Below are 26149 nucleotides of genomic sequence, written 5' to 3' on the forward strand. Positions count from 1 at the left end.
GAGTGCCATTGGGGTATGACCCCATCGATTTCGGGAACCACGGCTTTCTGTCCCCTTTTACCCAAGAAACCATAGTCGGCCCTCTGTTATTGCACCGAATACGCCTACTACAATCCGTAATGCGCAGCTGTGTTCAGAAATCCCCGCCAACGGATAATTTTGCCGTTTTTTACCGTGAACACATGAACCCATTCGCTCTCAAATTTTTTGTTGGTGTCACGCGCAGTTGCATCCTCCCAGCCCAGCACGGTGACATGCTCGTTGGCCTCGATAAATTCGCGCGGCTCGAAGGCATGTATATCGTCGGAGTGCGCCACCGCCGCAAAAAAATCGGCCACTTCTTTATGGTTTTTTCGCCGCCCGGCATAAGGTAAAGTCGTCGGACCAACTAACTCCCAATCGACTTCGTCAGCGACCAGATTCAGAATCGCCGGTACATCCCCGCGGCCGAATGCCTCATAAGCTTGTTTCACGATAGCGGTAGCTGTTCCCAATGTTTACTCCTCCTGTTCGATCTTGTTAAGAATGCCTTGCATTAGTAATGGCGCTACTAAATCCATAATTAGATGGCTCCCATTAGCCGACCCATGTCACAAGCAAGCCAACGATTCCATGACGGCATCAGCCGCCTGTTTCCAGCGCTTGAATTCCCATTGCCCATGAGGTTGCATTATTTGGTTTCAAATTTGGACTCTCGTTGCACATAAAAAGCACCCAGTGCAGTGGTGGCCAATGCCTGCACCAGGGATAGCGGTATTTTCGAATTCTGGAGATATGTAACTAGCGGTACATCAGTAAAAGGTGACAACAATGGCGTAATAAACAGCAGCAAGAGATAGACTACAGAAAGCCAAAGCGCAAGGCGGTACATGAATGAATCCACAGACTCACCTTTTTCAGCTTTACGTCTGAGATCATTGAACATCACGCCAACGATAAGAGAGAGATTCGGCGTAACCACAGGGAGAAACCAATCCCATAGCACAGCGCCGTGCCCCTGGTTACCGAAAGTGTCGAGAATGAGCAATGCAATAAAAGTTAAACCGGCGCCACTAAACCATACGATGGCTAGTTTTTGTCTTGCGGCTTTAATGGAGACAAGCATGGTTAGCCCCCTAATGCCTTCAAGATGTTGGCCGCTTTCAGGTGTTGCTGGCCATTGCGCTCGGAAGGTTTATTCAGCCTAGCGGGTTCTCTTCGGCTGGGGATTTCGAATTCATATATCAAAGCGGTAGCTTCCATATCCTCATCATAAATTTGCTTCGACAGGACTTTTGGAAGCTTTGAACCACCTTTGCCTACCCAAAGTTTTGCTTGTTCCATATCGATTTTTTCCCCGCTGGTAATAATAGGAACAGGGGTGAAAACAAACGCAATAACACGAAAAAGCCCCTCATCCTTACCCAGCAATGCCTTCAGGTACGATTCCAAATTAAAAGGCTTGATACTGGCTGGATCAACTTTTATTTTCCAGCGTACATTGGGTGGAGAGGGCGTGGCATCTCGGTTGATTCGTTCAAGCTGGCTGATCAACGCAAACCCTTCAGGAACAGCATAATATCCAGGGCTGGAATAGCCGTTATCAGTCAGTGCTTTTTCTAGCCTGGCGGCTACGCTTGCCCAGGTTTGTGCCTGGGTATTATTCGGCACAAGGAGTTCACGCGGGATTTTCTGATGCGTTGAAGCATCCGGTGGCGGCCAGAATATCGGTAGTGAGGTTGCGGCTGAATCTGGAACTGCTGCCGCTGCAGTGCCGCTTAGCTCTGCCGTCCAATTGGCGGCAGTCTTGACATCAGTAATCACTGGTTTGGTGCATTTTTTGCCTTGTTCCGCATAGCTGATAGTAGACGTGCGGATAGGGCACGTACCAAAAGCCGTGCCAAACTCCACAAGGCCTTCTATGACTGTTAAAACACTGTTGCCGTCTTGTAAGGCTTCAATGATGAACTCAGTTCCTCTAACTACGGCAATGGCCACAGGCGTTTCAACTTCTAATTGCTTCGGCCCGCCACTGGTTTTGACCCATAACATGCCCTGTTTCAGGCGGAGAATACGTGTTATCCCGCTTTCTTTTTCCCAGCGTGAAACAATCTTGAAACTGGTGTTCCGGTTAAGTCCTACCTGAATACCGCTTTTCAGTTCTATCAGTGCGACGCTCTTGTCATCTGTGCGCAATACATCTCCTTCAAAAAGCGCCAGTGCACCTTTTCCCCGCAAACGCTCCTCTATCCCATCCACTCTCACTACGACCAATGAGCCCTTGGCGTTCTTGGCAATGCCGACAGCAGTAGTCTCGGCTCTGGCTGTAACAGGTATGAACAAGGTGAACCCAGATACGTACAGAACCCATAGGAGCAGAACAAAATATTGTCTGTTCCGACTGTTTATTTGAGGCATACCGAGGTAGCCTAAATGATTCATTCGTTTCTCCTCATTATTTTGATAACCTGCTTAATTGCGTGACATCACCACCCTGATGGGTTTGAGGCCTACGGGTACAGTGGCGAGGAGTGCATTGGTACCGGTATCGATCACATGCAAGTTATTAGAGCCCTCATTTCCGACATAAATGCGGGTGCCCTCCGTGTTCGCCAGAATGCCATTGGGCTTCTCACCAACCGGAATGCGCTCAACAACCTGCATTCTGGTGTTATTGATGCTTACAACGGCGACATGATTCGCACCGCTCACGGTGACATATGCATTAGGGCCCACCATGCCTTTGTAAGCGAAAGCAATTTGCTGTGGATTGGGGCCTACCTCAAAGGTTGCAACTTTGGTCTGAGTGGCGGGGTCGATCACATAAATGTCATTGCCCCCGGAATTGGCTCCCCAGATACGCCCATCAGGTCCCAGCGTCAAAAAATGCGGGTTGGATCCAACCGGAATGGTTTTGATTACCTGATAGGAGGCGGTGTCAACCACTGCAACGGTTTTGTCGCCCTGATTGCTCACATAGGCGAAGCTTCCATCCCGAGAAAAAGTCAGGCCGGTAGGACCTTTTCCGACAGCTAACGTACCTACGATGCGGAAGCCGTCCGTATCCACTATTGAGATCGTGTCATCGCCAATATTGGCAACCCAGGCAAACCGGTTGTCATTGGTGAGTGCAACCACATGGCAGCGGCTCCCGGTGTAAATTGACGCAATCGTTTCCAGTGCTTTGGTATCAATGACAGAAAGCCGCCCTGAGGCAAGGTTGGTCGCGTATAAGCGCGTTCCATCACGGGATAACGCAAGATCATGGGTCGAGAAATTTTTGGGGTCTACGGTGGCAATCACCTTGAACGTCAGCGCGTCAATCACGGTAACCGAGTTAGAACTCTCATTAGCAACAAAAACACGCGGAGGTGTTTTACCCGAAAGTTTTTTTTCAAGTTCGGCGCAGCTTGAAAGCAGGCTGAGTGAGAGCACTAAAATTGCGGCACGGGTTATCATAAAAAAAGCTTCATCTTGGTGTAGCGCTTCTAGAATAACGATACATAAAAAAGCCCAAATTACCGTTGCAACATCATGGAACAGACCACAGTTTCTTCAAGTCGGATGTAACAAAAAACCATGGCCTGCCCCATGTTTTTCCTCTGTAGCTTGAATTGTTTTTGCTAGCGTAAATCGATACTTACTTTACCGGCGCCATCAAGTGCTGGTACGGCGTGTCTGGAAACATTACGAAGGGCAGCGAGACATCGGGGTCAGCGCTCTTCGGATACGTATCGTAGAAGCTGGCGTCGGCGCCGACGATCATCACGTGAGGCCCGGTCTTGATCCAATGATTTTTGGCATCCGGCTTGGTCGCAAAGGGGTCGGTATTGCTGGCGTCCGTTCCACCGGCGAGCATGTACATAAAACCAACTTTGCCTGGGGTGGGGTTCGTATGCGCGATCCACGCATGGACCCATTCCAAGGCGTTCTTATCCATACACATGGGGTCGGGCCCGGGAGTCGCCGGATTGTCCGGCATGCAGGTGAAGCCGTTTGTTCCTTGGCGCACGGTGCGCATTTTGCCGTCTGCCTCCATGGCCACGATGGTTGCACCCTTCGCAACCTTGGCTGGCGCCGCGGACATCGCGCTTGCGATCATTTTTTTATCGCTGACCGACGCCTTTGCGCCTGCGGCATAGGCATTCGTTGTCAATACAGACATTGCTGCAATTCCCATCATGCCACTTACGATTTTATTCAGTTGGTACATTTAGGTCTCCTTAGGTTAGTTGCGTAAAAGTGTGGGAAAACATGAGGAAACAGGGCCACGGTTTCTTCGGGTTAGAAATGCCAGAAAACCGTGGTCTGTCCCCTGTTGTTTGTCTCCTATTGCGCCTTCTCCTGTTCACTGCCCTCGACAAAGACCAGCCAGTCAATCCCGCGATCAACAGCAACAACGTGTCGGGCTCAGGAATCGATGCCAACGCTTGTCCAGAACCTGAGAAATCAATGGTCACGTCGAGTTCGTGTCCACCAAAGTCTCCAAAATTATAGTCGAGGGTAATCTCCCCAAGGGGAATAGTAAGCTCCCCGCTTGTTCCGATCAGAGGAAGAATACCCTCGAACATTCCAGAGTCATCGGCCGTTACCACAACGCCATCGAGAATCTCCATCATGAGGTTACCCGTCTGAAGAGTGTATGGACTGTCGATCACGATAGAGAACAGTAGGTTCTCCGCATTCGTCTTAAAGAGACCAGCCGCACTATCCCACAGGAAATCGCCTTCGCCGAACATGTCCAACGTTATGTCTAACAAAGTCCCCGAGAGAATCTCGCCAGTAACAAGATCCGTGACCTGGAAATCGATCGGATCCTTCGCCCGCCGAACGTTTTCTTTCCGCAAATTTCCGGCGGCCGCTGCACCAGCGATCGTCGCTCGGATGTCCGGCCGCCACTGAATGTTTCCATTCTTGAGTTTGGTACCTCCATTAGCCGTGACCTGAGCAAAACCAAAGGCGTAGGCCTCTGAAGGACTCGGCTGGCGAGTAACAGTGTCAAAGACAGCTTGCGCAAAACCATCAACTTGGATCGCTCCAGACACAGCACCACCGACACCAAAAGGACTGACTCCGAACCGGGAATTTGCCTGCGCCGAGTTCGGCCCGGGAGGGACGTTCGCAGTAGTGACCGCACCAGGCGGAAACGCAATCCCTGTTGCTGGCACCGCGAAGGAGCCGCGATTCACAAGTCCGTTGTTGTTCCCGTTGGCGGAGGAGTTTGAAACTCTTCCAATTGAATCGGAACGATCGAAACCCGCAGGATCGAAACCGGGTGGTTGCACAGCGGGATTCACGTCCGATCTCAGATTCGGGTCCCTGACCCATGCGTGATCGAAATAGTACGCCGTCACCCTTGGCACCACTGTGCCGCCCGGCTCCAATCTAAACTGATGCGTCACCTTGAAGTCTTTCCTGTCCGTGATTACGGCAGCGACACCTGACTGCATTGATGCAGCAGCGAGTATACATACGGCAATCAACCCACCAACACGGGCCGTCGGAACGAAATAGGGGACACACTTCCGCTGGATAAATGTCATGACATGCTTCAAATATTTCAACATAGCCTTTCCTCCTATTGCTGACTGTTAAACCCACAAAGGGAATAACGCGCCGCGAGAAAACACAGACAAACCATAATTTCCTCAGTCAAAAATCTTCAGAAATTGTGATCTGTCCCCTATTGCGTTGCTACTTCGTTTTCCGCCTGATGCGGAACGTCCCGGGGATGGTGTTCGCATCGTCATCATGTCTTGTGTCAGTTCTTAATCTAGAATTTCATCCATTTTGATTCTCCATTTATTTTTATGGTCACTATGGCTCGAACACTTCCAACAAGTGCTGATGAAACATTTTCCCATTTGGGGAGCATCAGGAAAATTAATACTACCTGCCTGAAACGAAAATGGAATAAGCAATTTCCTTATTTTTGATATGGGAACATAAAAATCTCCCGTTTTTCTACTCAGTTTTGCTGCATGATGAGGCATTCTCAAGAAGAATGGCAGCATCCACCCGATGAACATCGAATACGATGTCAGCGCGCCCCCGACCTGAATTTTTAGACATCTAGACCCGCACGACCAAGCTCACGGAAATAGGTGATCCTTTGGTAGAACTGAACGTCGGTGGAGCGGAATGCATTTCGTCCTGATGCGGCATGGGTGCATGCCAGGACGGAAAGGGAAGAGCAACACCGGGCTGCCCATTGATGTGATGCTCGTGGTCAAGATGCTGATTCTCGAGCATCTCTACAACTTTTCTGACGAAGGGATTGAAAACCATGTCCGTGACCGACTCCCCTTTATGCGTTTTCTGGGGCTGAAACTGGAAGACCGGAACTTGGCGCCAAGACGGCCTGGCTGTTCCGGAAACGGGTCAAGACCTGAAGGCAGGTGGAGTGTTATTTGACCGATTTCGCGAGCAACTAACGGCCCATGGCTATGTGGCTCTAGCAGGTCAAATGGTAGACGCCACTTTCGTGGAACTATCGCACCAACTCATCCACCGGGAAGAAAAACCGGATCAAAGAATACTTAAACTTGATAGAATTTGTCGATTTATAGATACACCCTTAAATTTGCTTAGCAACCGACATTATTCTATACATCAAGATTTTTAACTCCCAGAGCATTCTGTTCAATAAAGGCACGGCGAGGCTCCACTATATCGCCCATCAAAGTTGTAAAAGTTTCGTCTGCTGCAATCGTATCTTCAATCTGTACGCGCAATAAGATACGATTTTTTACGTCCATGGTGGTTTCCCACAGCTGCTCTGGATTCATTTCTCCCAACCCTTTATAGCGTTGAATACTAATCCCACGCTTAGCCTCTTCCAGCAACCATTCGATGGTTTGCTTGAAATCGGCTACAGGTTTGCGCTGTTCACCTCGCTTAATGTATGCGCTTTTTCCCAGCAATCCATTCAAAGCCAGTGCTGTTTTTTGAATTTGGGTGTAATCGCCGCTTAGCAGAAAGCTCGGCTCAATATAGCTTACGGAATAATTACCATGCAAATGTTTTTCCAAACGTAAACGGTTTTCATCATTGGCTGGATTAATATCCGCTTTAACGATTATTTCCGGACCACAAACCTGTTGCAGGCTTATCGCACTTTGTTCTGCTTGTTCTGCACTATTCAATTGAATATCTGGCTGTTTGAGCATCGCATGCAAAGCTTCCTTCGCGATAACCCGGGATAAGCGATCTATTATGGCTTCCGCAAGAAAATATTCCTTTGCCAGATGCTCGAGTGTTTCAACTTTCAGTGCTGGTGAATCTTGATCAGTATGTAGCTCGGCATTAACAAGGGCTGACCGAAGCATAAATGTTTTCATTTCATGATCATCTTTTAAATAGCGTTCTTCCTTGCCTTGTTTGACTTTATATAATGGCGGTTGTGCAATATAAACATGGCCGCGCTCGACTAACTCTGGCATTTGGCGATAGAAGAACGTCAATAACAAGGTACGTATATGTGAACCATCTACATCAGCGTCTGTCATGACGATGATACGGTGATAACGCAACTTGTCCGGGTTGTATTCATCCCGGCCAATGCCAGTACCCAAAACTGTGATCAGCGTGGCAATTTCCTGCGATGAAATAATTTTTTCAAAACGCGCTCTCTCAACATTTAAAATTTTACCTTTAAGCGGCAAGATGGCTTGAAACTTACGGTCGCGTCCTTGTTTTGCCGAGCCTCCGGCAGAATCACCCTCAACCAGGTATAACTCTGATTGTGCAGGGTCTTTTTCTTGGCAATCGGCTAACTTACCCGGCAACCCCATACCATCCAACACCCCTTTACGACGGGTCAATTCACGAGCTTTACGTGCAGCCTCTCTGGCACGCGCAGCTTCAACAATTTTCCCAACGATTACTTTAGCGTCGTTTGGGTTTTCTAACAGAAATGCCATTAATTGTTGGCTAACTACTTCTTCGACAACGGGGCGAATTTCAGAAGAAACTAACTTGTCCTTGGTTTGTGAAGAAAACTTTGGGTCAGGAAGTTTTACCGAAAGTATCGCAGTTAATCCTTCACGCATATCATCGCCAGTTGTTTCAACCTTGGCTTTCTTAGCAATTTCTTCAGATTCAATGTACTGATTCAAAGTACGAGTCATTGCTGTACGCATAGCTGTCAAATGCGTACCACCATCGCGCTGCGGGATATTATTAGTAAAACATTGCACAGTTTCCTGATAAGAGTCATTCCATTGCATGGCAATTTCGGCTGTTATTCCTTCTCTTTCAACCAGCGTATAAAAGATATTTTTGTGAAGCACATTCTTGTTTCTATTCATGTATTCTACAAAACCTTTTACTCCGCCTGTGAATGCAAAAAGTTCTTCTTTACCATTCCGTTTGTCTATCAAGGAAACCTTTACGCCATTGTTCAAGAAAGACAGTTCGCGCAGACGTTTAGCCAAAATATCGAAATGAAATTCGACTAGTCCGAACACTTCCTTACTAGGCAGAAAATGCACTTCTGTGCCGCGTTTCTTTGTCTCGCCTATTACCTTAAGCGGAGCAACTGGTTCTCCCAAATGGAATTCCATGAAATGGATTTTACTGTCTCTGTAGATTGTCAATCGTAACCATTCGGACAATGCATTCACTACCGAAACTCCCACCCCATGTAAGCCACCTGAAACCTTATAAGAGTTTCCGTCAAACTTACCACCGGCATGTAACACCGTCATTATTACCTCTGCCGCAGAACGATTTTCTTCTTCATGAATATCTGTCGGAATACCACGTCCATTATCAGTCACGCTAATCGAATTATCTGGATGAATAATCACTGATATTTCGTTGCAATATCCCGCTAATGCTTCATCCACAGCATTATCAACTGCCTCAAAGACCATGTGGTGCAAGCCACTGCCATCATTAGTGTCACCAATATACATGCCTGGACGTTTTCTAACTGCTTCCAGTCCCTTGAGAACTTTGATGCTGGTGGAATTATATTCATTCATTATTTTCTTTCAGTTGTTTCACGTGAAACATTAAGAATGCATTCGTAAATATTACTTACTTCGAATGACATTTGAGGCAATTAAATACATCAAAAATGTGTACGAAAATCAATTTTTACTCACCATCGTTTTCAGTATATATACGGTTTCTTAAATATTGGCCGAGAGATATTAAGTTTGTGTTTTTTGATTTTCATAAACATTATTTAATAATTTATTCATTATTAAATACGCATTGGCATAACAACGTACTTAAATTCTTCATTACCTGGAATTGTGATCAAAATACTGCTATTTGCATCACCAAATGAGAATGTTACTGTTTCAGTAGTAGCATTATTTAATCCATCCATTAAATAATTAACGTTAAAACCAACATCAAGTGCATTTCCTTGATAGTCTATTTCCATGTCTTCCTGTGCTTCTTCCTGCTCGCTATTATTACTTATGATGCGCAGATTTTTTTCTGTCAGGACAAAACGTACCCCCCTGAATTTTTCATTAGATAGAATTGCTGCGCGTTGCAATGCTTGTAATATTTCAATTCTATTTAACGTAAGCTGGTTAGTGTAACTGGGAATAACACGTTCATAATCTGGAAACTTTCCGTCAATTACCTTAGAAATTAAAATAACATCGGAAAAAGTCATGCGGACTTGATTTTCAGCTAATTCAAATGTGATTTTCTCTTCTGTCTCAGCTAAAAGTTTAATTAGCTCATTAATTGTTTTTCTAGGCAGGATAATTTCACGTTTAGCATATTCTTGATCAAGCTTGGTAATGATATAAGCAAGGCGATGCCCATCTGTTGCTATTAGTTTTAAAAAGTTCCCATCAATGACTAATAAAACACCATTTAAATAATAACGAATATCCTGCTGTGCCATGGCATATTGAACCATACCCAACAACTTTTTAAGCTTTCCTTGTTCAATTTGAACTTTTACGGCTTGTTCTAACTGTTCCAAAACTTTTGGAAAATCTTGAGCAGGTAAAGTTTGTAAAGTAAATTTACTTTTATTTACTTTTACTAAAAGACGATTTTCATGAATATCTAATGTAACTTTACTTCTTTCAGGTAATACCTTAAGAATTTCTTGTAATTTTTTAGCAGCTACAGTAATTGCTGTATCAGGGCTTGTTTGATTTGCATCGGTAAATTGCGTTGCAATTTGAATCTCAAGATCAGTCGCTACAAAACGTATATTTGATCCGGATTTTTCAATTAATACATTTGACAGAATTGGGAGAGGTTGTTTACGTTCTACTATTCCAATGATTTTCTGAAGGGGATTTAGTAAATTGTCTTTTTCAATCTTTTCAATAAACATTCTTATATATCCTTAATAATAACAATAATAGATATTATATATAGTGAATAACTCAGTATTTTTATTTGTTTATAACACATTAGAGTTTATAAAAAGATGTGGATAAATGATGTTTTTGATGATGTAATTTTTGTGTATAGTTTTAAAAAAATAATTTTTGGAATAGTTACTCACAAAAATAAATACAGTATTAACTAAGATTATTAGTTTCGTAATGTTTGATTAAGTAAATTGAAATCTGCATTAAGAGGTGAATTCAGATTGCGTAAGCTCTCGATGGTCTTACATGCATACATAACCGTTGTATGGTCACGGCCTCCAAAAGCAGCTCCAATTTCCGGTAAGCTTAATTGTGTTAATTCCCTTGCTAAACACATTGCAATTTGTCTAGGTCTGGCAATTAAGCGCGTACGCTTCTTGGAAAGAAGATCAGTGACCTTGATACGGTAAAAATCAGCCACAGTTTTTTGAATATTTTCTATGGAAATTTGTTTATTTTGAGAAGCCAACAAATCTTTAAGTGCTTCCTTTGCAAGCTCTACAGAGATGGTGCGTTTGTGAAATCTGGAATAAGCATCAATACGTTTAAGTGCACCTTCTAATTCACGGATATTAGAACGAATGTGCTTGGCAATAAAAAAAGCAACATCTTCACTTATCGGATTGTTAGAAATAACAGCTTTCTGTAACAAAATTGCTACCCGCATTTCTAAACCAGGTGGTTCAACGGCTACTGTTAATCCCCAACTGAACCGAGAAGTAAGTCGTGGCGTCATTCCAGAAATTTCTTTGGGGAAGGTATCGCAGGTGATTACAACTTGTTTATGTCCATCAATCAATGAATTGAGAGTATAAAAAAACTCTTGTTGGGTTCCAGTTTTATCAGCGATAAATTGAATATCGTCAATCAATAGCAAATCTAATGAGTTGTAGAATTGTTTGAATTCATTAAATTTTTTAGTTTGAAATGCGCGGACAACATCTGAAATATAATTAGTAGCATGAACATAGCAAATTTTTGCCTGTGCATTTTCATGCTTGATATGATTTCCAATAGCCTGGATTAAGTGAGTTTTTCCTAATCCGACCCCACCGTAAATAAATAATGGGTTGTACGTTGTGCCGGGAGTTTCAGCAACTTGTATTGCTGCTGCATGAGCCAATTGGTTTGCTTTACCAGTAACAAAGTTTTCGAAAGACAGTAAAGGATTAAGTTTATTTTGATTTTTGTGCTTATTGAGCGTGAGTTGAGATACAGACGGGACAATATTGGTTATAGCAACTGGTAATTTAGATGGGAGCAAATTGAGTGGTTTTTCGCCTATGCGCAACTCAAAACTTGGCGGGCAAGAAAGAAATAACTCTGCTTGCTTGGAGATTTCTGGTAAAAACCGTTCCTGCACGAGTTTCAACGTAAAACTATTAGGTGCAGTCAAGGTAATTTGATTACCATGAATTTCAAAAACCAGAGGTTTAATCCAAGAATTAAATTGTTGTGAGGTAAGCGTACCTTCAAAAAAAAGAAGACAGGAGTTCCATAATGTTTTGTCTTGCATAATTTTCGGATGACAATGCAAAAAAATCTTCGAACATTCTACTACATGCAAGGCAAAAATTATTCACAGTAGATAAGTGATTGAAGGAACATTTTAAATTCGCCACAATCACTATTGTGGGCTGATTTGAATCCGGACAAATCATTTGTTACAAGTCCGGACAATATATCTGTTCGTTACATAATAGATAAAATAAGCTTGACATAAACCCCCGTAAATAATGTAATAGCGGGTTTTCAAGTATTAATTATTAATTAGGGGCATTAACAATGAAACGTACATATCAACCGTCCGTCACTAAAAGGAAAAGGACTCATGGATTTCTGGTGCGCATGAGAACCAAGGGAGGAAGAGCAGTTATAGCAGCTCGTAGAGCTAAAGGCCGTGTGCGCCTTGCCGTTTAAGGCCAAACAAACTTTACCTCCATGCCGCCGGATAAAGCAACCGATAGAGTTTGAGTTGGCGCTTCGTGCCGATTGTTTAACTAATAAATGGTTTACAGTCTATATACGAAAAAATGAGAATGGCTATTCCCGTCTTGGGGTAATAGCCAGCAAAAGAAGCATGCCAAAGGCAGTATCTAGAAATTTTGCAAAGCGCATGATTCGAAATATATTTCGACTTAATTTTTCAGTCGCATACTCGGTGGATGTTGTGGTGCGGGCCAAGCGGCAATTTAATTCTGAAACTGCGGCTGAAGGACGGCTGGCCTTGTTACAGTTATTTCAATCTGTCCGCATGTGATGCGACAACTCTTAATCAGGTTGATAGGTTTATATCAATATTTGCTGAGTCCGCTCATGCCACCGACCTGTCGTTTTACTCCAAGTTGTTCTCAATATGCTCGTGAGGTTATCTCTAAACATGGTGCTTGGTGTGGTACTTGGTTGAGCATAAAGCGGGTGATCCGTTGCAACCCCTGGAATCCAGGTGGTTATGATCCCGCCCCATAGATTTACATAGGCGAAACCATATGGATTTTCACAAGCTGTTTAGGTTGTTCTTTTTTTTGACGTTCTCAATATCAATAATGTTGTTGTGGAACAGTTGGCAACGCACTCAGCAACCAGTAGCGCGAACAGTGCCTGCTCCTGCTGCCGTTCCGAAAGCTGTCATGCCAGCAGGTGGTGCTCCCGATATAGCAGCTACGGTTAGCCCTGAGGCAATTGCGGTTGCTACCCAAAGAAAGACTCAAGCCGGGCAAAAAATTACTGTAAAAACAGATTATCTAATCGCAGAAATAAATACTCTGGGCGGGGATTTGCGTCGCTTGGAGTTTTTGCAGCAGCGGGATAGCAAAAACAAGAACAAACCGTTCGTGTTGCTGCAGGAACAAGGAGCGCACACGTATATCGCCCAAACGGGTTTACTTGGCACCGGATTGCCCACGCACAATACGGCATTCACGGCTCAGGCTAACGAATATCTATTAACCGAAGGTAAAGACACAATTGAAGTGCGATTACTTGCAACAAATGTTGCCGGTGCAAAAGTAACTAAATTTTATGTGTTCCATCGTGATGGCTACTTGGTAGATGTCGGCTACGAAATTGAAAACATTGGAACCAGTCCGCTTTCTCCCTCTGCTTATTTTCAGTTGGTGCGCGACAAATCCACACCTGAAGGTGCATCAATGTTTTTGCCCACTTACACGGGCACTGCGATTTATACAGAGAAGGAAAAATTTCAGAAGGTGGGCTTTACTGATATTGAGAAGGGAAATGCCAAGCATTCTCAAAATGCTGACAATGGTTGGGTGGGTATGTTGCAACATTATTTTGTAGCGGCATGGTTACCTAAAGATAAGGTACAGCGAGAGTTTTACACCAGGAAGCTGGAAAACGAGCTTTATTCGGTAGGCGTCATTTTACCAGTAGCGGCCATTGCACCAGGTCAGAGTGCAAAGATTAGCGTGCCACTTTATGCTGGACCGGCGCAAACTTCGTTGGATGAAATTGCACCAGGGTTGGGGTTAACAGTAGATTATGGCTGGCTGACAATCATTTCGACCCCATTGTTCTGGTTGCTTTCCTATCTGTATGGCTGGGTATACAACTGGGGTGTAGCCATTATCCTGTTGACTTTTTTTATTAAGTTGTTATTTTTTCCATTGTCTGCGGCCAGTTATCGCTCAATGGGGAAAATGCGTGTAGTGGCCCCCAAGCTGGAGAAAATCAAGCAGCAATATGGGGATGACCGCGAGCGCCTACATAAAGCTATGATGGAATTGTATAAGACGGAGAAAATTAATCCGCTTGGGGGTTGTTTGCCGATGCTCGTTCAGATACCAGTATTTATCGCGCTATACTGGGCAATTCTTGCAAGTGTCGAATTACGTTATGCCCCGTTTTTCGGCTGGATTACCGATTTGTCGGTGCCTGATCCATATTATGTTTTACCGTTAATCATGGGCGCCACCATGATAATCCAAAGTAAGTTAAACCCTGTTCCACCCGACCCGCTGCAAGCCAAGCTTATGAAACTGTTGCCCATTGTATTTAGTGTGGTATTTTTCTTCTTTCCGGCCGGGTTGGTGCTGTACTCTATTGTAAACAATATACTTTCCATCGTTCAACAGTGGTACATTACGCGTGGACTGGAGGCTAATGTCAAAGGCGCTGCTAAAGCCTGATGTTATTGCCGCAATCGCTACTCCTCATGGGCAAGGTGGTATCGGCGTGGTCAGGCTCTCCGGCCATGACCTTGGCCTATTGGCACAAACCCTGTTAGGGAAAGTACCTGTACCGCGGCACGCGACTTATGCTTCATTTCTGGATGCGCAAGGGCAGGTTATGGATCAGGGTATCGCTCTGTTCTTTCCCGCCCCGCATTCCTACACCGGCGAGGACATTTTAGAATTGCAGGGGCACGGCGGCACAGCCATACTGCAATTGGTGTTGCAGCGCTGTCTTGAACTTGGAGCTCGCCTCGCCCAGCCGGGCGAATTTACGCAGCGTGCATTCCTTAATGAAAAACTTGATTTGGCTCAAGCAGAAAGCGTAGCCGACCTCATAGCTGCTACCACCAGTCAGGCTGCACGGAGTGCCATGCGTTCGCTACAAGGCGAATTTTCCCAAGCAATCCATCGCTTAGTGGACGGATTAGTTTTGTTACGGATGTTGGTCGAAGCCATGTTGGATTTTCCGGAAGAAGAGATTGATGCTCCAGATGTCACTCAACGTGATACACGACTAGTCGCATTACGAGCAGAATTAGAAAAAATTTTGAGTTCGGCGCAACAGGGAAGTCTGTTACGAGAAGGCGCGCATATCGTGCTGGTTGGCCAACCTAATGTTGGCAAGTCAAGTCTACTTAACCGATTGAGTGGGGAGGATGTCGCGTTAGTTAGCGAATTCCCAGGCACCACGCGCGATCTCATTAGCCAATCTATTCAGATCAGTGGTGTGCCATTGCATATTATAGATACGGCGGGCTTACGCGAGGCAGAAGATGCAGTGGAACAGATGGGGATTGCGCGTACATATGAAGCGCTAAAAAAAGCTGATGCCATCCTGATCCTGTTGGATGCCCGCCACGGCATGACTGAGGATGACCAGAAAATTTTAGACGAGTTACCGCGTGAAATTCCGCGATTACATGTCTTTAATAAAGTTGACTTGCTTGCCCAGCATGCATATATAAAAGAACATAACGACGAATGCCACATTTATCTGTCTGCCAAAACAGGCGAGGGGCTTGAGTTCCTGCGTAATAAGTTGCTGACATTGCTTGGCTGGCATCAAGAAGCAGGCATATTTATGGCTCGTGAACGCCATGTTAATGCGTTATTAGACGCACGTGACCATTTGCAGCGGGCAGCAGGGGAAATCAACCGTCCAGAACTTTGCGCGGAAGAGCTGCGACTGGCTCAAGAAGGTCTAAATTCTATTACAGGTGAGTTTAGTGCGGATGATCTGCTCGGTGAAATATTCAGCCGGTTTTGTATCGGAAAATAAACGTTAAAGATTAACATTGCAAGTATGGCGTAATCTATTAAGGTATTTTACTTTTTTTTGCTTGGCCTCTGCCAGCCCGGCAGAGTAATTTGTTTGACACGTGACAGGGTCAATTCACCTTCCGGTGCATCGCTCGTAATGGTGGAGCCCGCGCCTATGGTGGCACCACGTCCGATTTTTACGGGTGCTACCAGTTGCGTATTTGACCCGATAAAAACATCATCCTCGATGATAGTGCGATGTTTGTTTGCGCCATCATAATTGCAGGTGATAGTGCCTGCTCCTATGTTGACGCGGCTACCGACGCTACTATCACCAATATAGCTTAAGTGGTTAGCCTTGCTATGGGAGGCAATTTCACTGTTTTTTACCTCGACAAAGTTTCCAATGTGCACCTCGTTATGTAATTTGCTGCCGGGTCGAAGGCGGGCATAAGGACCAATACGGCAGTTGTCACCGATCATTACTTGATCAATATGGCTATATGGTTCGATGTAGGTATTGGCGCCAATGCGAGTGTTTTTTATAACGCTGTAAGCGCCTACGCGCACGCCATTTCCTAGATAATTATCGCCTTCGAAGATGCAGCCAACATCAATTTCAACATCACGTCCGCATACCAGTTTGCCGCGCACATCGAGGCGCGCAGGATCAGCCAACGTAACACCCTTTACCAATAACTGGTGTGCCTGTTCATTTTGCCAGACACGTTCCAGTTCGGCCAGTTGCGCTTTGCTGTTGACGCCTACCACTTCCCACCCATGAGCGGGTTGTACCGTATGCACTGCAACGCCCTGCGCCACCGCCATGCCGACTATGTCGGTCAGGTAGTACTCACGTTGTGCATTTTCATTGCGCAATTTCGACAACCAGTTACGCAGTAGATGAGTGGGAACGGCAAGGATGCCAGTATTCACTTCGCGGATGGCGCGCTGCTCTGCAGTGGCATCCTTCTCCTCCACTATGCAGTTTACGTTGCCTGCGCTATCGCGCACGATACGTCCGTAACCGGCAGGGTTGCTAAGGTGAATGGTGAGCAGAGTGAGAGCTTGCTGCGCCACCAACATTTTTTCCAATGTGCCTGGCTGAATAAGCGGCACGTCGCCATACAGCACCAGCGTAAATGAGTCATCATTTAATTGTGGCAGTGCTTGCTGTACCGCATGACCAGTCCCGAGCTGCGGCTCCTGCAAAACAAAATCAGCCTCATACTTCGCCATCGCCTGCGGCACCGCGTCGCCTCCATGACCATACACCACGCAGGTTATACCGGAAGCAAATTGTACAGCGGTATCGAGTACATGTTGCAACAGTGGACGACCGGCCAAGGAATGCAGCACCTTTGGTTTATCTGAGTGCATGCGCTGTCCCCTGCCAGCAGCAAGAATAACGATATTGAGCGTAGTCATGTTGTATGCGATATAAAATTTGATTAAGAAGTATAAACAAAAAAAGCGGCCTAAGCCGCTTTCATTGCAAATCACATTAATCCAATAGAATTAGTGTGGTTGTTGCTTGCGCAATTTCTGAATTGCTTGCAACTGGGCAAGCGCTTCAGATAGCTCAGCTTGCGCGGTAGCGTAGTCGATATCAGAAGCACGGTTCTTCATTGCTTCTTCCGCTGCGCGCTTAGCTTCGAGTGAGCGTGCTTCATCCAAGTCTGCACCGCGAATGGCAGTATCAGCTAAAATCGTAACCACGCCGGGCTGCACTTCCAGCATTCCGCCAGAAACGTAAATCAGCACAAATTCACTTTGATCCGGCAGTTTGAGGCGTACCGAACCTGGTTTAATGCGCGTTAGTAGTGGTGCATGGCGTGGGTAAATCCCCAGTTCGCCCATTTCACCCGGAACGACGACCATTTCTACAAGGCCAGAGAAAATGGACTCTTCTGCGCTCACTACATCAACATGAACAGTCATTGCCATAATTTTCCTTATTACTGCGACACTTGGCCCAATTACAGCGTTAAATATTACTGAAGAGTTTTGGCTTTTTCAATCGCTTCATCAATAGTGCCGACCATATAGAACGCCTGCTCGGGCAAGTGGTCGTAATCGCCATTGACAATACCCTTAAAGCCCTTGATGGTTTCCTTCAGCGTCACATACTTCCCAGGGCTGCCGGTAAACACTTCGGCCACGTGAAAAGGCTGCGACAAGAAACGTTGAATCTTACGTGCACGGGCCACTGCCAGTTTGTCTTCGGGCGCTAGTTCGTCCATGCCCAGAATTGCGATAATGTCACGCAATTCCTTGTAGCGTTGTAGCGTCTGCTGCACGCTACGGGCAACGTTGTAATGTTCTTCACCTACAACTAAGGGGTCAAGCTGGCGCGAGGTTGAATCCAACGGATCTACAGCGGGGTAAATACCCAACGAAGCGATGTCGCGTGACAGCACCACGGTGGAATCCAAGTGTAGGAAGGTCGTTGCAGGGGACGGGTCGGTCAAGTCATCTGCCGGCACATACACAGCCTGTATCGAGGTAATCGAGCCAGTTTTAGTTGAGGTAATACGTTCTTGCAAACGACCCATTTCTTCTGCCAGCGTTGGCTGGTAACCTACCGCTGAAGGCATACGCCCCAGCAAAGCAGAAACTTCGGTACCAGCTAGCGTGAACCGATAAATGTTATCCACGAAAAATAGCACGTCGCGGCCTTCATCGCGGAAATATTCCGCCATAGTCAGACCAGACAACGCCACGCGTAGACGATTGCCTGGGGGCTCGTTCATCTGGCCGAATACCATTGCGACTTTGGACTCTGGCAGATTATCCAACTGGATTACACCCGCTTCCGACATTTCATGATAGAAGTCATTTCCTTCACGGGTACGCTCACCCACGCCGGCAAACACGGACAAACCGGAATGCTGTTTGGCAATATTATTAATGAGTTCTAGCATATTCACGGTCTTGCCAACACCTGCTCCACCGAACAGACCGACCTTGCCGCCCTTAGCAAAGGGGCACACCAAGTCAATCACCTTAATTCCGGTTTCCAATAAGTCGACCGATGGAGACAATTCCTCGAATTTTGGTGCTTTCTGGTGAATAGAGCGACGCTCCATGCACTTAATTTCACCCACCTCATCGATAGGCCGTCCCAATACATCCATGATGCGGCCCAAAGTACCATGTCCAACTGGCACAGTAATCTGATTACCAGTATTGACTACTCCCATTCCGCGACGCAGGCCGTCGGAGGAACCCATCGCAATGGTGCGCACCACGCCGTCGCCAATCTGCTGCTGCACCTCCAAGGTCAGGCCTTTTTCAGCAACAGAGCTTCCATCGTCCTGGACTACCAGCGCATCGTAGACTTTAGGTATATGATCACGCGGAAACTCAACGTCCACCACCGCACCAATACACTGAACAATTTTTCCTTGACTCATTTTGAGGTTCCCCACTTTATATTGATTCTGTACTCGTTGTCGCAGACAGTAGAGCACATCTCTAATTCAAACTCTATCGCGATATGGCTTTGCTCAACAAAATTTACATTTACCGTTAAACATCTACACATATGCTAAACGTAATTTTTTAGCGGCCTGTCTTGTTTTGGAATTCTAAATTGATAGAGACGCCAACCAATCGCGTGCCCTAACTTACAGCTGCTGCGCCACCGACAATTTCTGATATTTCCTTGGTAATCGCTGCTTGACGCGCTTTATTGTAAATCAGCTTAAGTTCGCCAATTACTTCCTTCGCATTATCGGACGCAGCCTTCATGGCCACCATGCGTGCACTCTGTTCAGACGCCTGATTTTCGGTCACCGCGTTATAAACTAATGATTCAATATAGCGCACCAGCAATTCATCCACTACGGCCTTGGCATCAGGTTCATAAATGTAATCCCATGTACTACCATTCGCAGGTTCCAGACTTTCACTCGAGAGCGGCAGTAATTGCTCCATTCTGGGCTCTTGTTTCATGGTGTTAACGAAACCGTTATAACTAATGTAAATTGCATCAATCTCGCCGGCGTTGTAAGCATCAAGCATCACCTTGACCGCTCCAATCAGTTTCTCGATGTGTGGAATGTCCCCCAGTCCGGTCATATGCGATTTAACTTTTGCACCGATACGGGACATAAAGCTAAATCCTTTATTACCAATAGCGCATATGCTGATGCCTTTGTTCTCGCCTTCCAATTCCTTCATCCGCGCCACTACCAGACGCAGTATGTTGGTATTGAGACCACCGCACAATCCTTTGTCAGAGGTGATAATAATCACAGCGACGTTCTTGATAACATCGCGTTTGACCAGAAATGGATGCTTATATTCCGGATTAGCGCGCGACAAATGCGCTGCAACCTGACGAATTTTTTCCGCATAAGGGCGAGCGGCACGCATGCGTTCCTGAGCCTTACGCATTTTGGAAGCTGCCACCATTTCCATGGCTCGCGTGATCTTGCGCGTATTTTCTACGCTCTTGATTTTAGTACGTATTTCTTTGCTGCCAGCCATTATCTTGCCCCCAGCTTAGTAAACTGCAGTGGACTTGAATTTATCAATTGCAGCAATCAAGATTTTTTCGTTGTCGGCAGACAGATCCTTACTGGATTCGATTGCCTCCTCTAAGGTCTTGTATTGGGATTTTACGAACGCGTGCAGCCCGATTTCGAATGCCAGGACCTTGTTCATAGGCACATCATCGAAGGAGCCCTTGTTGATCGCGAACAGCGTTATTGCCATTTCTGCTACTGATAATGGTGCATATTGCGGCTGCTTCATCAATTCCATTACCAGACGGCCACGTTCCAGTTGTTTGCGAGTAGCTTCGTCCAAATCAGAAGCGAATTGCGCGAAGGCGGCCAATTCACGGTACTGTGCCAATGCCAAACGTACGCCACCTCCCAGTTTTTTGATGACTTTGGTTTGCGCCGCGCCGCCCACGCGAGACACTGAAATGCCGGCGTTGATCGCTGGACGGATACCCGCATTGAATAAATCTGTTTCCAGGAAAATCTGACCGTCGGTAATGGAAATTACGTTGGTGGGCACAAAAGCGGACACGTCACCTGCAGCAGTTTCAATCACCGGCAGCGCAGTCAGCGAGCCAGTCTTGCCTTTGACTTCGCCATTTGTAAACTTTTCAACATATTCCTCATTCACTCGTGCACTGCGCTCCAGCAAACGGGAGTGCAAGTAGAACACGTCTCCAGGGTAGGCTTCACGACCCGGTGGTCGGCGTAACAACAATGATATCTGGCGATAAGCCCAAGCTTGTTTGGTTAAGTCGTCGTAAACAATCAACGCGTCCTGGCCGCGATCGCGATAGTACTCGCCCATAGTGCAACCGGCGTATGGCGCCAGAAATTGCATTGCCGCAGAATCAGAGGCGGTTGCCACAACCACAATGGTGTATTCCATCGCGCCGTGCTCTTCCAGCTTGCGCACTACGTTGGCGACAGTAGATGCCTTTTGACCGATCGCAACGTAGATACAGGTCATGCTCTGACCCTTCTGGTTGATGATGGCATCTACCGCTACGGCAGTCTTTCCGGTCTGGCGATCACCAATGATCAGTTCGCGCTGTCCGCGACCAACCGGAACCATAGAATCAATGGCCTTGAGGCCGGTCTGCACTGGTTGTGACACCGACTTGCGGTCAATTACACCGGGCGCAACCTTCTCTATCTTGTCGGTCATCTTGGCGTTGACCGGACCCTTGCCGTCAATAGGTTGTCCTAGGGCATTCACTACGCGACCGATCAGTTCAGGGCCGACAGGTACTTCCAGAATCCGGCCAGTGCACTTGACAGTGTCCCCCTCGGTAATATGCTCATAGTCACCCAGTACCACTGAGCCAACGGAGTCGCGCTCTAGATTGAGAGCCAGACCGAAGGTATTGCCGGGAAACTCTAGCATTTCGCCCTGCATCACGTCTGATAGGCCGTGAATACGTACGATACCATCGGTTACGCTAACCACCGTACCTTCCGTGCGCGCTTGGGATAACGCCTCGAAATTCTCGATGCGGCTATGAATCAAATTACTAATTTCAGAAGGGTTGAGCTTCATCTACTTTTCCTTAATTTCAATATATCTGTCATCAAGCCAAGGCGTTGGCTAACTCGGAAAGGTGGGTGCGCGCAGAACCATCTATCACCTTGTCACCGGCGCGGATAATTATTCCGCCTAATAATTTGCGGTCAGTTTCACAGCTAAGCCTGATCTCACGGCCCATGCGTTTTTTAAGCGCCACAGTAATTTTTTGCTTTTGCGCTTCGCTCAAATCAAAGGCGGAAGTCACCACAACGTCCACATTTTTTTCTGCTTCAGCTCGCATTACCTCGAACAACATTACGATTTCTGGCAACAGAGTGAGGCGCTGGCCTTCTATCAGCAACTTGATAAAGTTACGTTGAATTTCGCTTACCTTGCCGCCGGAAAGTGCCAGCATCAAATCGACTAGCTGGCTTTTGATTATTCGCGGACTGGTAATAATTGCACGAACTTCTGGATTAATCACTGCTTGAGCTACAGATTGCAGTATGTCCGACCAACTCTTCAATTCGCCAAGCTCGCGCGCTTCTTCGAATGCAGCTTGGGCATAGGGGCGTGCGACAGTAATAGCTTCAGCCATAATATTTAAATTTCCGCGACTAGCTTATCAAGCAAGTCGTTATGTGCCTTGGCGTCTATTTCGCGGCCCAGAATTTTGCCTGCACCAGCCAATGCAACAGCGGACACCTGTGTACGCAAATGCTCCCTGGCGCGGAATACCTCTTGCTCGATCTCAGCCTTAGCTGCCGTAACAATACGCTCGCCTTCTATCTTGGCTTGTGCTTTGGCTTCTTCCACGATTTCGCTTGCTCGCTTATCGCCTAGCGCAATGATTTCAGCTACTTTTTCCTTTGCTTCGCGGAGAAGCTCAGCGGAGCGCTTGGCAGCCAACGCCAAGTCGTTCTTACCCCGCTCCGCCGCAGCCAAACCATCTGCAATCCGCTTATTGCGTGCATCCAGCGCTGCCATGATGGGCGGCCACACAAACTTCATGCAAAACCATACGAACAATGCAAACATGATCGTTTGGCCGATAAGGGTCGCATTAATGTTCATGCAAAAACCTTTCCTTGATTAAACGCACGCAGGCTTACTGGCCTGCCACTGCGAACAGAACATACATGGCAATACCGACCGCAATCATCGGAACAGCATCAACCAAGCCCATGACCACGAAGAACTGGGTACGCAGCATCGGAATTAGTTCAGGCTGACGAGCAGCGCCCTCAAGGAAGCGGCCGCCCAGAATGCCAATACCTACTGCGGCACCCAAAGCGCCGAGCCCCATCATGATCGCGCCGGCGATATAAAGCAGTGCTTGTGCCGTATCCATTTGTTTCTTCTCCTGTCAGTAAAAGTTAAGTGTTTAAGAAAATAAATTTATCATTTATTAATGATGTTCCTGATGCGCCATGTCCAAATAAACGATAGTCAGCGTCATGAAAATAAAGGCTTGCAGTGTGACAATCAGGATATGGAAAATCGCCCATCCCAAAGAAAGAATAATCTGTGAACTGAACAACAGCGTGCTGGTAAAAGTAAAACTCACCCAGGATGCGCCCATGATCGCAATCAAGATGAATATCATTTCGCCTGCATACATATTCCCGAACAGACGCAATGCCAATGAAACCGGCTTGGCAATCAGGTTGACCCCCTCTAGAAACAGATTGACTGGTAAACCAAATTTGCCAAACGGCTGCAGCGTCAATTCACCGACAAAGCCACCCAGACCCTTAACCTTAATACTGTAAAAAAGTACCAACAGAAATACGCCAATGGCCATACCTATCGTAGCGTTCGGATCCGTGGTAGGAACTAGCTTAAAATGACCAATGCCCAGTGGTTGGGTAATCAACGAAATATAGTCGATAGGCACCAGATCCATAAGGTTCATAAGGAAAATCCAGGCAAAAATGGATAGCGCCAGCGGAGCAACCAAGGCGCTGCGCCCGCTAAATGAGCCGCGCACGCTGCTGTCAATAAATTCGACCACCCATTCCACGAAGTTCTGCATGCCACTTGGCACACCGGTGCTTATGTTCTTTGCTACCCTGCTGAAAAGGAATAAGAACATCAGTCCTAGCAATAGCGACACCAAAATGGTATCCATGTTGATTGCCCAGAACCCCATTGCTTTAGCCTCCTCGGCTGTATGCGCACAATGGAAATGACCCTCCTGAATGGAGCAGGTCAGATTTTGAAGATGGTGCTTAATATAAGCGGATGTCGTCAGATCTTCAGTGCTCATAAACTTTACACAAAAATTAATGCTACCCAGTAAACCATTAACGTTGCTATATATGCCACAAACAGCGGCAACACATGCACATCCTTAAATTGCGTGAAGACCAAAGAGAACAAAAGAATGGTAAACACCAGCTTGTAAGCTTCGGCGCGGTAATGCGCCATTATTATTGTTTTTGGTTCGCTGCCTAGTGGCGCGAACATTTTTTTAGCGTAAACCAAGCTGGTTAGAAAGCCTACCGCTCCTCCTGCAAAAGCCGAGGCTGCGGCAACTACATTCAGGTACATCAGCATCAAAAATGCCATCGCTACGGTTACAGCTAGCTGAATCAAAATAATCCGGCGAACCGCACTGCCCACAAGCACCCCTAATCCTTTGAAGCCCGGCATTCTACTCAATCTCGCTTGCTGGCGTCAACGATTTATTTTCAGGGAGTCATTTCCAACGTGCGATCAGCTCAGCCAAATGATCATGACTGGTGTAGTTGATAACCAGCTTGCCCGTGCCTTTTTTACCGGCCTTGATTTGTACGTTGGTGCCGAGATGCTGGGAAATATCTTCCTGCAATTGCAGGGTATCGCGACTGGGTTTTACCTTTTTGTGTTGAGGTACGGGACTCAGCAAATTCTGCACCAGCTTTTCTGCCTCGCGTACCGACAGCCCGTCCGCTACAATTTTTGTGGCGGCAATGATCTGCTGTGCGCCATCCAGTGCCAGTAGCGCTCGGGCGTGTCCCATATCGAGGTCGCCTCCCATCAACATGGCCTGTACTGACTGAGGCAGCTTGAGCAGGCGCAACAGGTTGCTGGTCGCACTGCGCGAACGCCCTACCGCATCGGCGGCCGCCATGTGTGTCATCTGGAATTCATCAATCAGGCGCTGAATACCGACCGCCTCTTCTAATGGATTGAGATCCTCACGTTGAATGTTTTCGATCAACGCCATGGCCAGTGCGGCGTTGTCCGCCACCTTGCGCACCAATACCGGCACTTGGACCAGACCAGCCAACTGGGCGGCACGCCAGCGACGTTCCCCAGCAATAATTTCGTGGCTTCCATTGGGCAACAAACGCGCCAGGATCGGCTGCATAACGCCCTGCGCTTTGATCGAAGCGGCCAGTTCATTGAGTGAGGCCTCATCCATACGGCTACGCGGCTGATACTTGCCGGGTTTGAGTTCATCAACTTTCATTTCACTCAAGACGTCGCCCTGCTCTTTGCCGTTGCCGGACAGCAACACATCCAAGCCGCGCCCCAATCCTTTGTTTGGTTTTGCCAAGTCATCTCCTTCTAGGTTAAGCTGGTGCCGATTGCGCAGCCTTATTGAGCAATTCGCCTGCCAGAGCTAGATAAGCCTGAGCACCTTTGGAAGATTTGTCATGGTGAAGCACCGGTACGCCGTAGCTGGGCGCTTCCGCCAACCGCACATTTCGCGGGATGATAGTACGGTAAACTTTCTCGCCAAAGTGTTGTTGCAATTGTTCTGATACCTGCAAAGCCAATGTATTGCGTGGATCGAACATGGTGCGCAGCAAACCCTCGATTTCAAGATCCGGATTAAGGTGTACTCGCACCTTTCGGATGGTATTGACCAAATCGCTAAGCCCTTCCAGGGCATAATATTCGCATTGCACCGGAATCATGACTGACTTTGCTGCACACAGCCCGTTGAGGGTAAGCAGATTTAAAGCGGGAGGACAATCAATCAATGCATAATCATATTCAGCCGTCACGGCTTGCAGAACTTTCTTGAGCCGGGTTTCACGCTGTGGCAAATCAACCAGTTCAATTTCGGCACCAGCCAGATCACGGTTCGCCGGCAACACATCATATTTTCCGGCTTCCGAATGAAGGCGAACTTCATGCAGGGTTTTGCTTCCCAGCAATACGTGGTAAATGGTTGCCGACAAATCACGCTTGTTAATACCACTGCCCATAGTGGCATTACCTTGGGGATCAAGATCAATCAACAATACGCGCTGCTTCACGGCCGCCAGACTCGCAGCCAGATTAATTGATGTGGTCGTTTTACCCACCCCCCCTTTTTGATTGGTAATCGCTAGTATCTTGGCCATA

27 protein-coding genes are annotated in these 26149 nt (G+C 46.7%); 6 read left to right on the forward strand and 21 right to left on the reverse strand.

Annotated features, from left to right (window positions below; all coding sequences use genetic code 11):
- Nucleotides 1-107: 107 nt before the first annotated feature.
- The 6 genes from MJ768_RS04280 to MJ768_RS04305 all read right to left on the reverse strand — a co-directional run bounded on the left by MJ768_RS04280 (nt 108) and on the right by MJ768_RS04305 (nt 5546).
- Nucleotides 108-494, reverse strand: coding sequence for a nuclear transport factor 2 family protein (locus MJ768_RS04280; protein ID WP_239288260.1), 387 nt, complete (start codon nt 492-494; stop codon nt 108-110).
- A 176-nt stretch (nt 495-670) separates the two neighbouring features.
- Nucleotides 671-1105 carry a hypothetical protein gene (locus tag MJ768_RS04285; RefSeq protein WP_239288261.1) on the reverse strand — a complete coding sequence of 145 codons (435 nt, stop codon included), beginning with the start codon at nt 1103-1105 and terminating at the stop codon, nt 671-673.
- Nucleotides 1106-1107: 2 nt separating this feature from the next.
- The gene (locus MJ768_RS04290; RefSeq protein WP_239288262.1) at nt 1108-2421 is read right to left on the reverse strand and encodes a FecR family protein; all 1314 of its coding nucleotides are present in this window, start codon (nt 2419-2421) and stop codon (nt 1108-1110) included.
- A gap of 30 nt (nt 2422-2451) precedes the next feature.
- Entirely contained in the window at nt 2452-3438 is a 987-nt protein-coding gene (locus MJ768_RS04295; RefSeq protein WP_239288263.1) for a YVTN family beta-propeller repeat protein, read from the reverse strand.
- 181 nt (nt 3439-3619) lie between these two features.
- The gene (locus tag MJ768_RS04300) at nt 3620-4192 is read right to left on the reverse strand and encodes a hypothetical protein (protein WP_239288264.1); all 573 of its coding nucleotides are present in this window, start codon (nt 4190-4192) and stop codon (nt 3620-3622) included.
- Nucleotides 4193-4202: 10 nt separating this feature from the next.
- On the reverse strand, nt 4203-5546 hold the full coding sequence (locus tag MJ768_RS04305; RefSeq protein ID WP_239288266.1) for a hypothetical protein: 1344 nt from the start codon (nt 5544-5546) through the stop codon (nt 4203-4205).
- 652 nt (nt 5547-6198) lie between these two features.
- Between MJ768_RS04305 and MJ768_RS15355 the strand changes: the two genes are divergently transcribed.
- Complete coding sequence (locus tag MJ768_RS15355; protein WP_445082969.1) at nt 6199-6393, forward strand: transposase; 195 nt, start codon at nt 6199-6201, stop codon at nt 6391-6393.
- 191 nt (nt 6394-6584) lie between these two features.
- Here the strand turns inward: MJ768_RS15355 and gyrB are convergent, their stop codons facing one another.
- The 3 genes from gyrB to dnaA form a co-directional block, all read right to left on the reverse strand.
- On the reverse strand, nt 6585-8966 hold the full coding sequence (gyrB, locus tag MJ768_RS04310; protein ID WP_239288268.1) for a DNA topoisomerase (ATP-hydrolyzing) subunit B: 2382 nt from the start codon (nt 8964-8966) through the stop codon (nt 6585-6587).
- Between the two features lie 224 nt (nt 8967-9190).
- Complete coding sequence (gene dnaN / locus MJ768_RS04315; RefSeq protein ID WP_239288269.1) at nt 9191-10297, reverse strand: DNA polymerase III subunit beta; 1107 nt, start codon at nt 10295-10297, stop codon at nt 9191-9193.
- A gap of 203 nt (nt 10298-10500) precedes the next feature.
- On the reverse strand, nt 10501-11853 hold the full coding sequence (dnaA, locus tag MJ768_RS04320) for a chromosomal replication initiator protein DnaA (protein ID WP_239288272.1): 1353 nt from the start codon (nt 11851-11853) through the stop codon (nt 10501-10503).
- 269 nt (nt 11854-12122) lie between these two features.
- Here dnaA and rpmH point away from each other — a divergent pair, with 269 nt between their 5' ends.
- Genes rpmH through mnmE form a run of 5 tightly spaced genes read left to right on the forward strand, consistent with a single transcriptional unit; the run spans nt 12123 to nt 15809 of the window.
- Entirely contained in the window at nt 12123-12257 is a 135-nt protein-coding gene (rpmH, locus tag MJ768_RS04325) for a 50S ribosomal protein L34 (protein WP_239288274.1), read from the forward strand.
- The gene (gene rnpA / locus MJ768_RS15360; RefSeq protein ID WP_445082967.1) at nt 12238-12597 is read left to right on the forward strand and encodes a ribonuclease P protein component; all 360 of its coding nucleotides are present in this window, start codon (nt 12238-12240) and stop codon (nt 12595-12597) included. The genes rpmH and rnpA overlap by 20 nt, the downstream gene beginning before the upstream one ends.
- A complete protein-coding gene (gene yidD / locus MJ768_RS04330; protein ID WP_239288278.1) occupies nt 12597-12806 on the forward strand; it encodes a membrane protein insertion efficiency factor YidD in 210 nt (69 codons plus the stop codon). The genes rnpA and yidD overlap by 1 nt, the downstream gene beginning before the upstream one ends.
- 20 nt (nt 12807-12826) lie before the next feature.
- Nucleotides 12827-14485 (forward strand): membrane protein insertase YidC, encoded by a 1659-nt coding sequence (gene yidC, locus MJ768_RS04335; protein ID WP_239288280.1) that lies wholly within the window; start codon nt 12827-12829, stop codon nt 14483-14485.
- Entirely contained in the window at nt 14460-15809 is a 1350-nt protein-coding gene (mnmE, locus tag MJ768_RS04340) for a tRNA uridine-5-carboxymethylaminomethyl(34) synthesis GTPase MnmE (protein WP_239288282.1), read from the forward strand. Before yidC ends, mnmE begins: the two co-directional genes overlap by 26 nt.
- Nucleotides 15810-15856: 47 nt before the next feature.
- Here mnmE and glmU read toward each other — a convergent pair whose 3' ends face one another.
- The 12 genes from glmU to MJ768_RS04400 all read right to left on the reverse strand — a co-directional run bounded on the left by glmU (nt 15857) and on the right by MJ768_RS04400 (nt 26148).
- Nucleotides 15857-17218 (reverse strand): bifunctional UDP-N-acetylglucosamine diphosphorylase/glucosamine-1-phosphate N-acetyltransferase GlmU, encoded by a 1362-nt coding sequence (gene glmU / locus MJ768_RS04345; protein ID WP_239288284.1) that lies wholly within the window; start codon nt 17216-17218, stop codon nt 15857-15859.
- 90 nt (nt 17219-17308) lie between these two features.
- Nucleotides 17309-17737, reverse strand: coding sequence for a F0F1 ATP synthase subunit epsilon (locus MJ768_RS04350; RefSeq protein WP_239288286.1), 429 nt, complete (start codon nt 17735-17737; stop codon nt 17309-17311).
- Nucleotides 17738-17784: 47 nt separating this feature from the next.
- A complete protein-coding gene (gene atpD, locus MJ768_RS04355) occupies nt 17785-19206 on the reverse strand; it encodes a F0F1 ATP synthase subunit beta (protein WP_173054157.1) in 1422 nt (473 codons plus the stop codon).
- Between the two features lie 208 nt (nt 19207-19414).
- Nucleotides 19415-20284, reverse strand: coding sequence for a F0F1 ATP synthase subunit gamma (gene atpG / locus MJ768_RS04360; protein ID WP_239288288.1), 870 nt, complete (start codon nt 20282-20284; stop codon nt 19415-19417).
- A gap of 15 nt (nt 20285-20299) precedes the next feature.
- Nucleotides 20300-21841: a F0F1 ATP synthase subunit alpha gene (gene atpA, locus MJ768_RS04365; RefSeq protein WP_239288290.1), complete on the reverse strand. Its 1542-nt coding sequence runs from the start codon at nt 21839-21841 to the stop codon at nt 20300-20302.
- A gap of 31 nt (nt 21842-21872) precedes the next feature.
- Nucleotides 21873-22406 carry a F0F1 ATP synthase subunit delta gene (locus tag MJ768_RS04370; RefSeq protein ID WP_239288291.1) on the reverse strand — a complete coding sequence of 178 codons (534 nt, stop codon included), beginning with the start codon at nt 22404-22406 and terminating at the stop codon, nt 21873-21875.
- A 5-nt stretch (nt 22407-22411) separates the two neighbouring features.
- Nucleotides 22412-22882 carry a F0F1 ATP synthase subunit B gene (locus tag MJ768_RS04375; protein ID WP_239288292.1) on the reverse strand — a complete coding sequence of 157 codons (471 nt, stop codon included), beginning with the start codon at nt 22880-22882 and terminating at the stop codon, nt 22412-22414.
- Nucleotides 22883-22916: 34 nt separating this feature from the next.
- The gene (gene atpE, locus MJ768_RS04380; RefSeq protein WP_173054147.1) at nt 22917-23159 is read right to left on the reverse strand and encodes a F0F1 ATP synthase subunit C; all 243 of its coding nucleotides are present in this window, start codon (nt 23157-23159) and stop codon (nt 22917-22919) included.
- Nucleotides 23160-23216: 57 nt separating this feature from the next.
- Nucleotides 23217-24077 (reverse strand): F0F1 ATP synthase subunit A, encoded by an 861-nt coding sequence (gene atpB, locus MJ768_RS04385; protein WP_239288293.1) that lies wholly within the window; start codon nt 24075-24077, stop codon nt 23217-23219.
- 5 nt (nt 24078-24082) lie between these two features.
- Complete coding sequence (locus tag MJ768_RS04390; protein WP_239288296.1) at nt 24083-24463, reverse strand: ATP synthase subunit I; 381 nt, start codon at nt 24461-24463, stop codon at nt 24083-24085.
- A gap of 46 nt (nt 24464-24509) precedes the next feature.
- Nucleotides 24510-25352 (reverse strand): ParB/RepB/Spo0J family partition protein, encoded by an 843-nt coding sequence (locus MJ768_RS04395; RefSeq protein WP_239288297.1) that lies wholly within the window; start codon nt 25350-25352, stop codon nt 24510-24512.
- 16 nt (nt 25353-25368) lie between these two features.
- Complete coding sequence (locus tag MJ768_RS04400) at nt 25369-26148, reverse strand: ParA family protein (protein WP_239288298.1); 780 nt, start codon at nt 26146-26148, stop codon at nt 25369-25371.
- Nucleotide 26149: the final 1 nt, after the last annotated feature.

This window comes from Candidatus Nitrotoga sp. 1052 (genome assembly GCF_927312905.1).
Classification (GTDB): domain Bacteria; phylum Pseudomonadota; class Gammaproteobacteria; order Burkholderiales; family Gallionellaceae; genus Nitrotoga.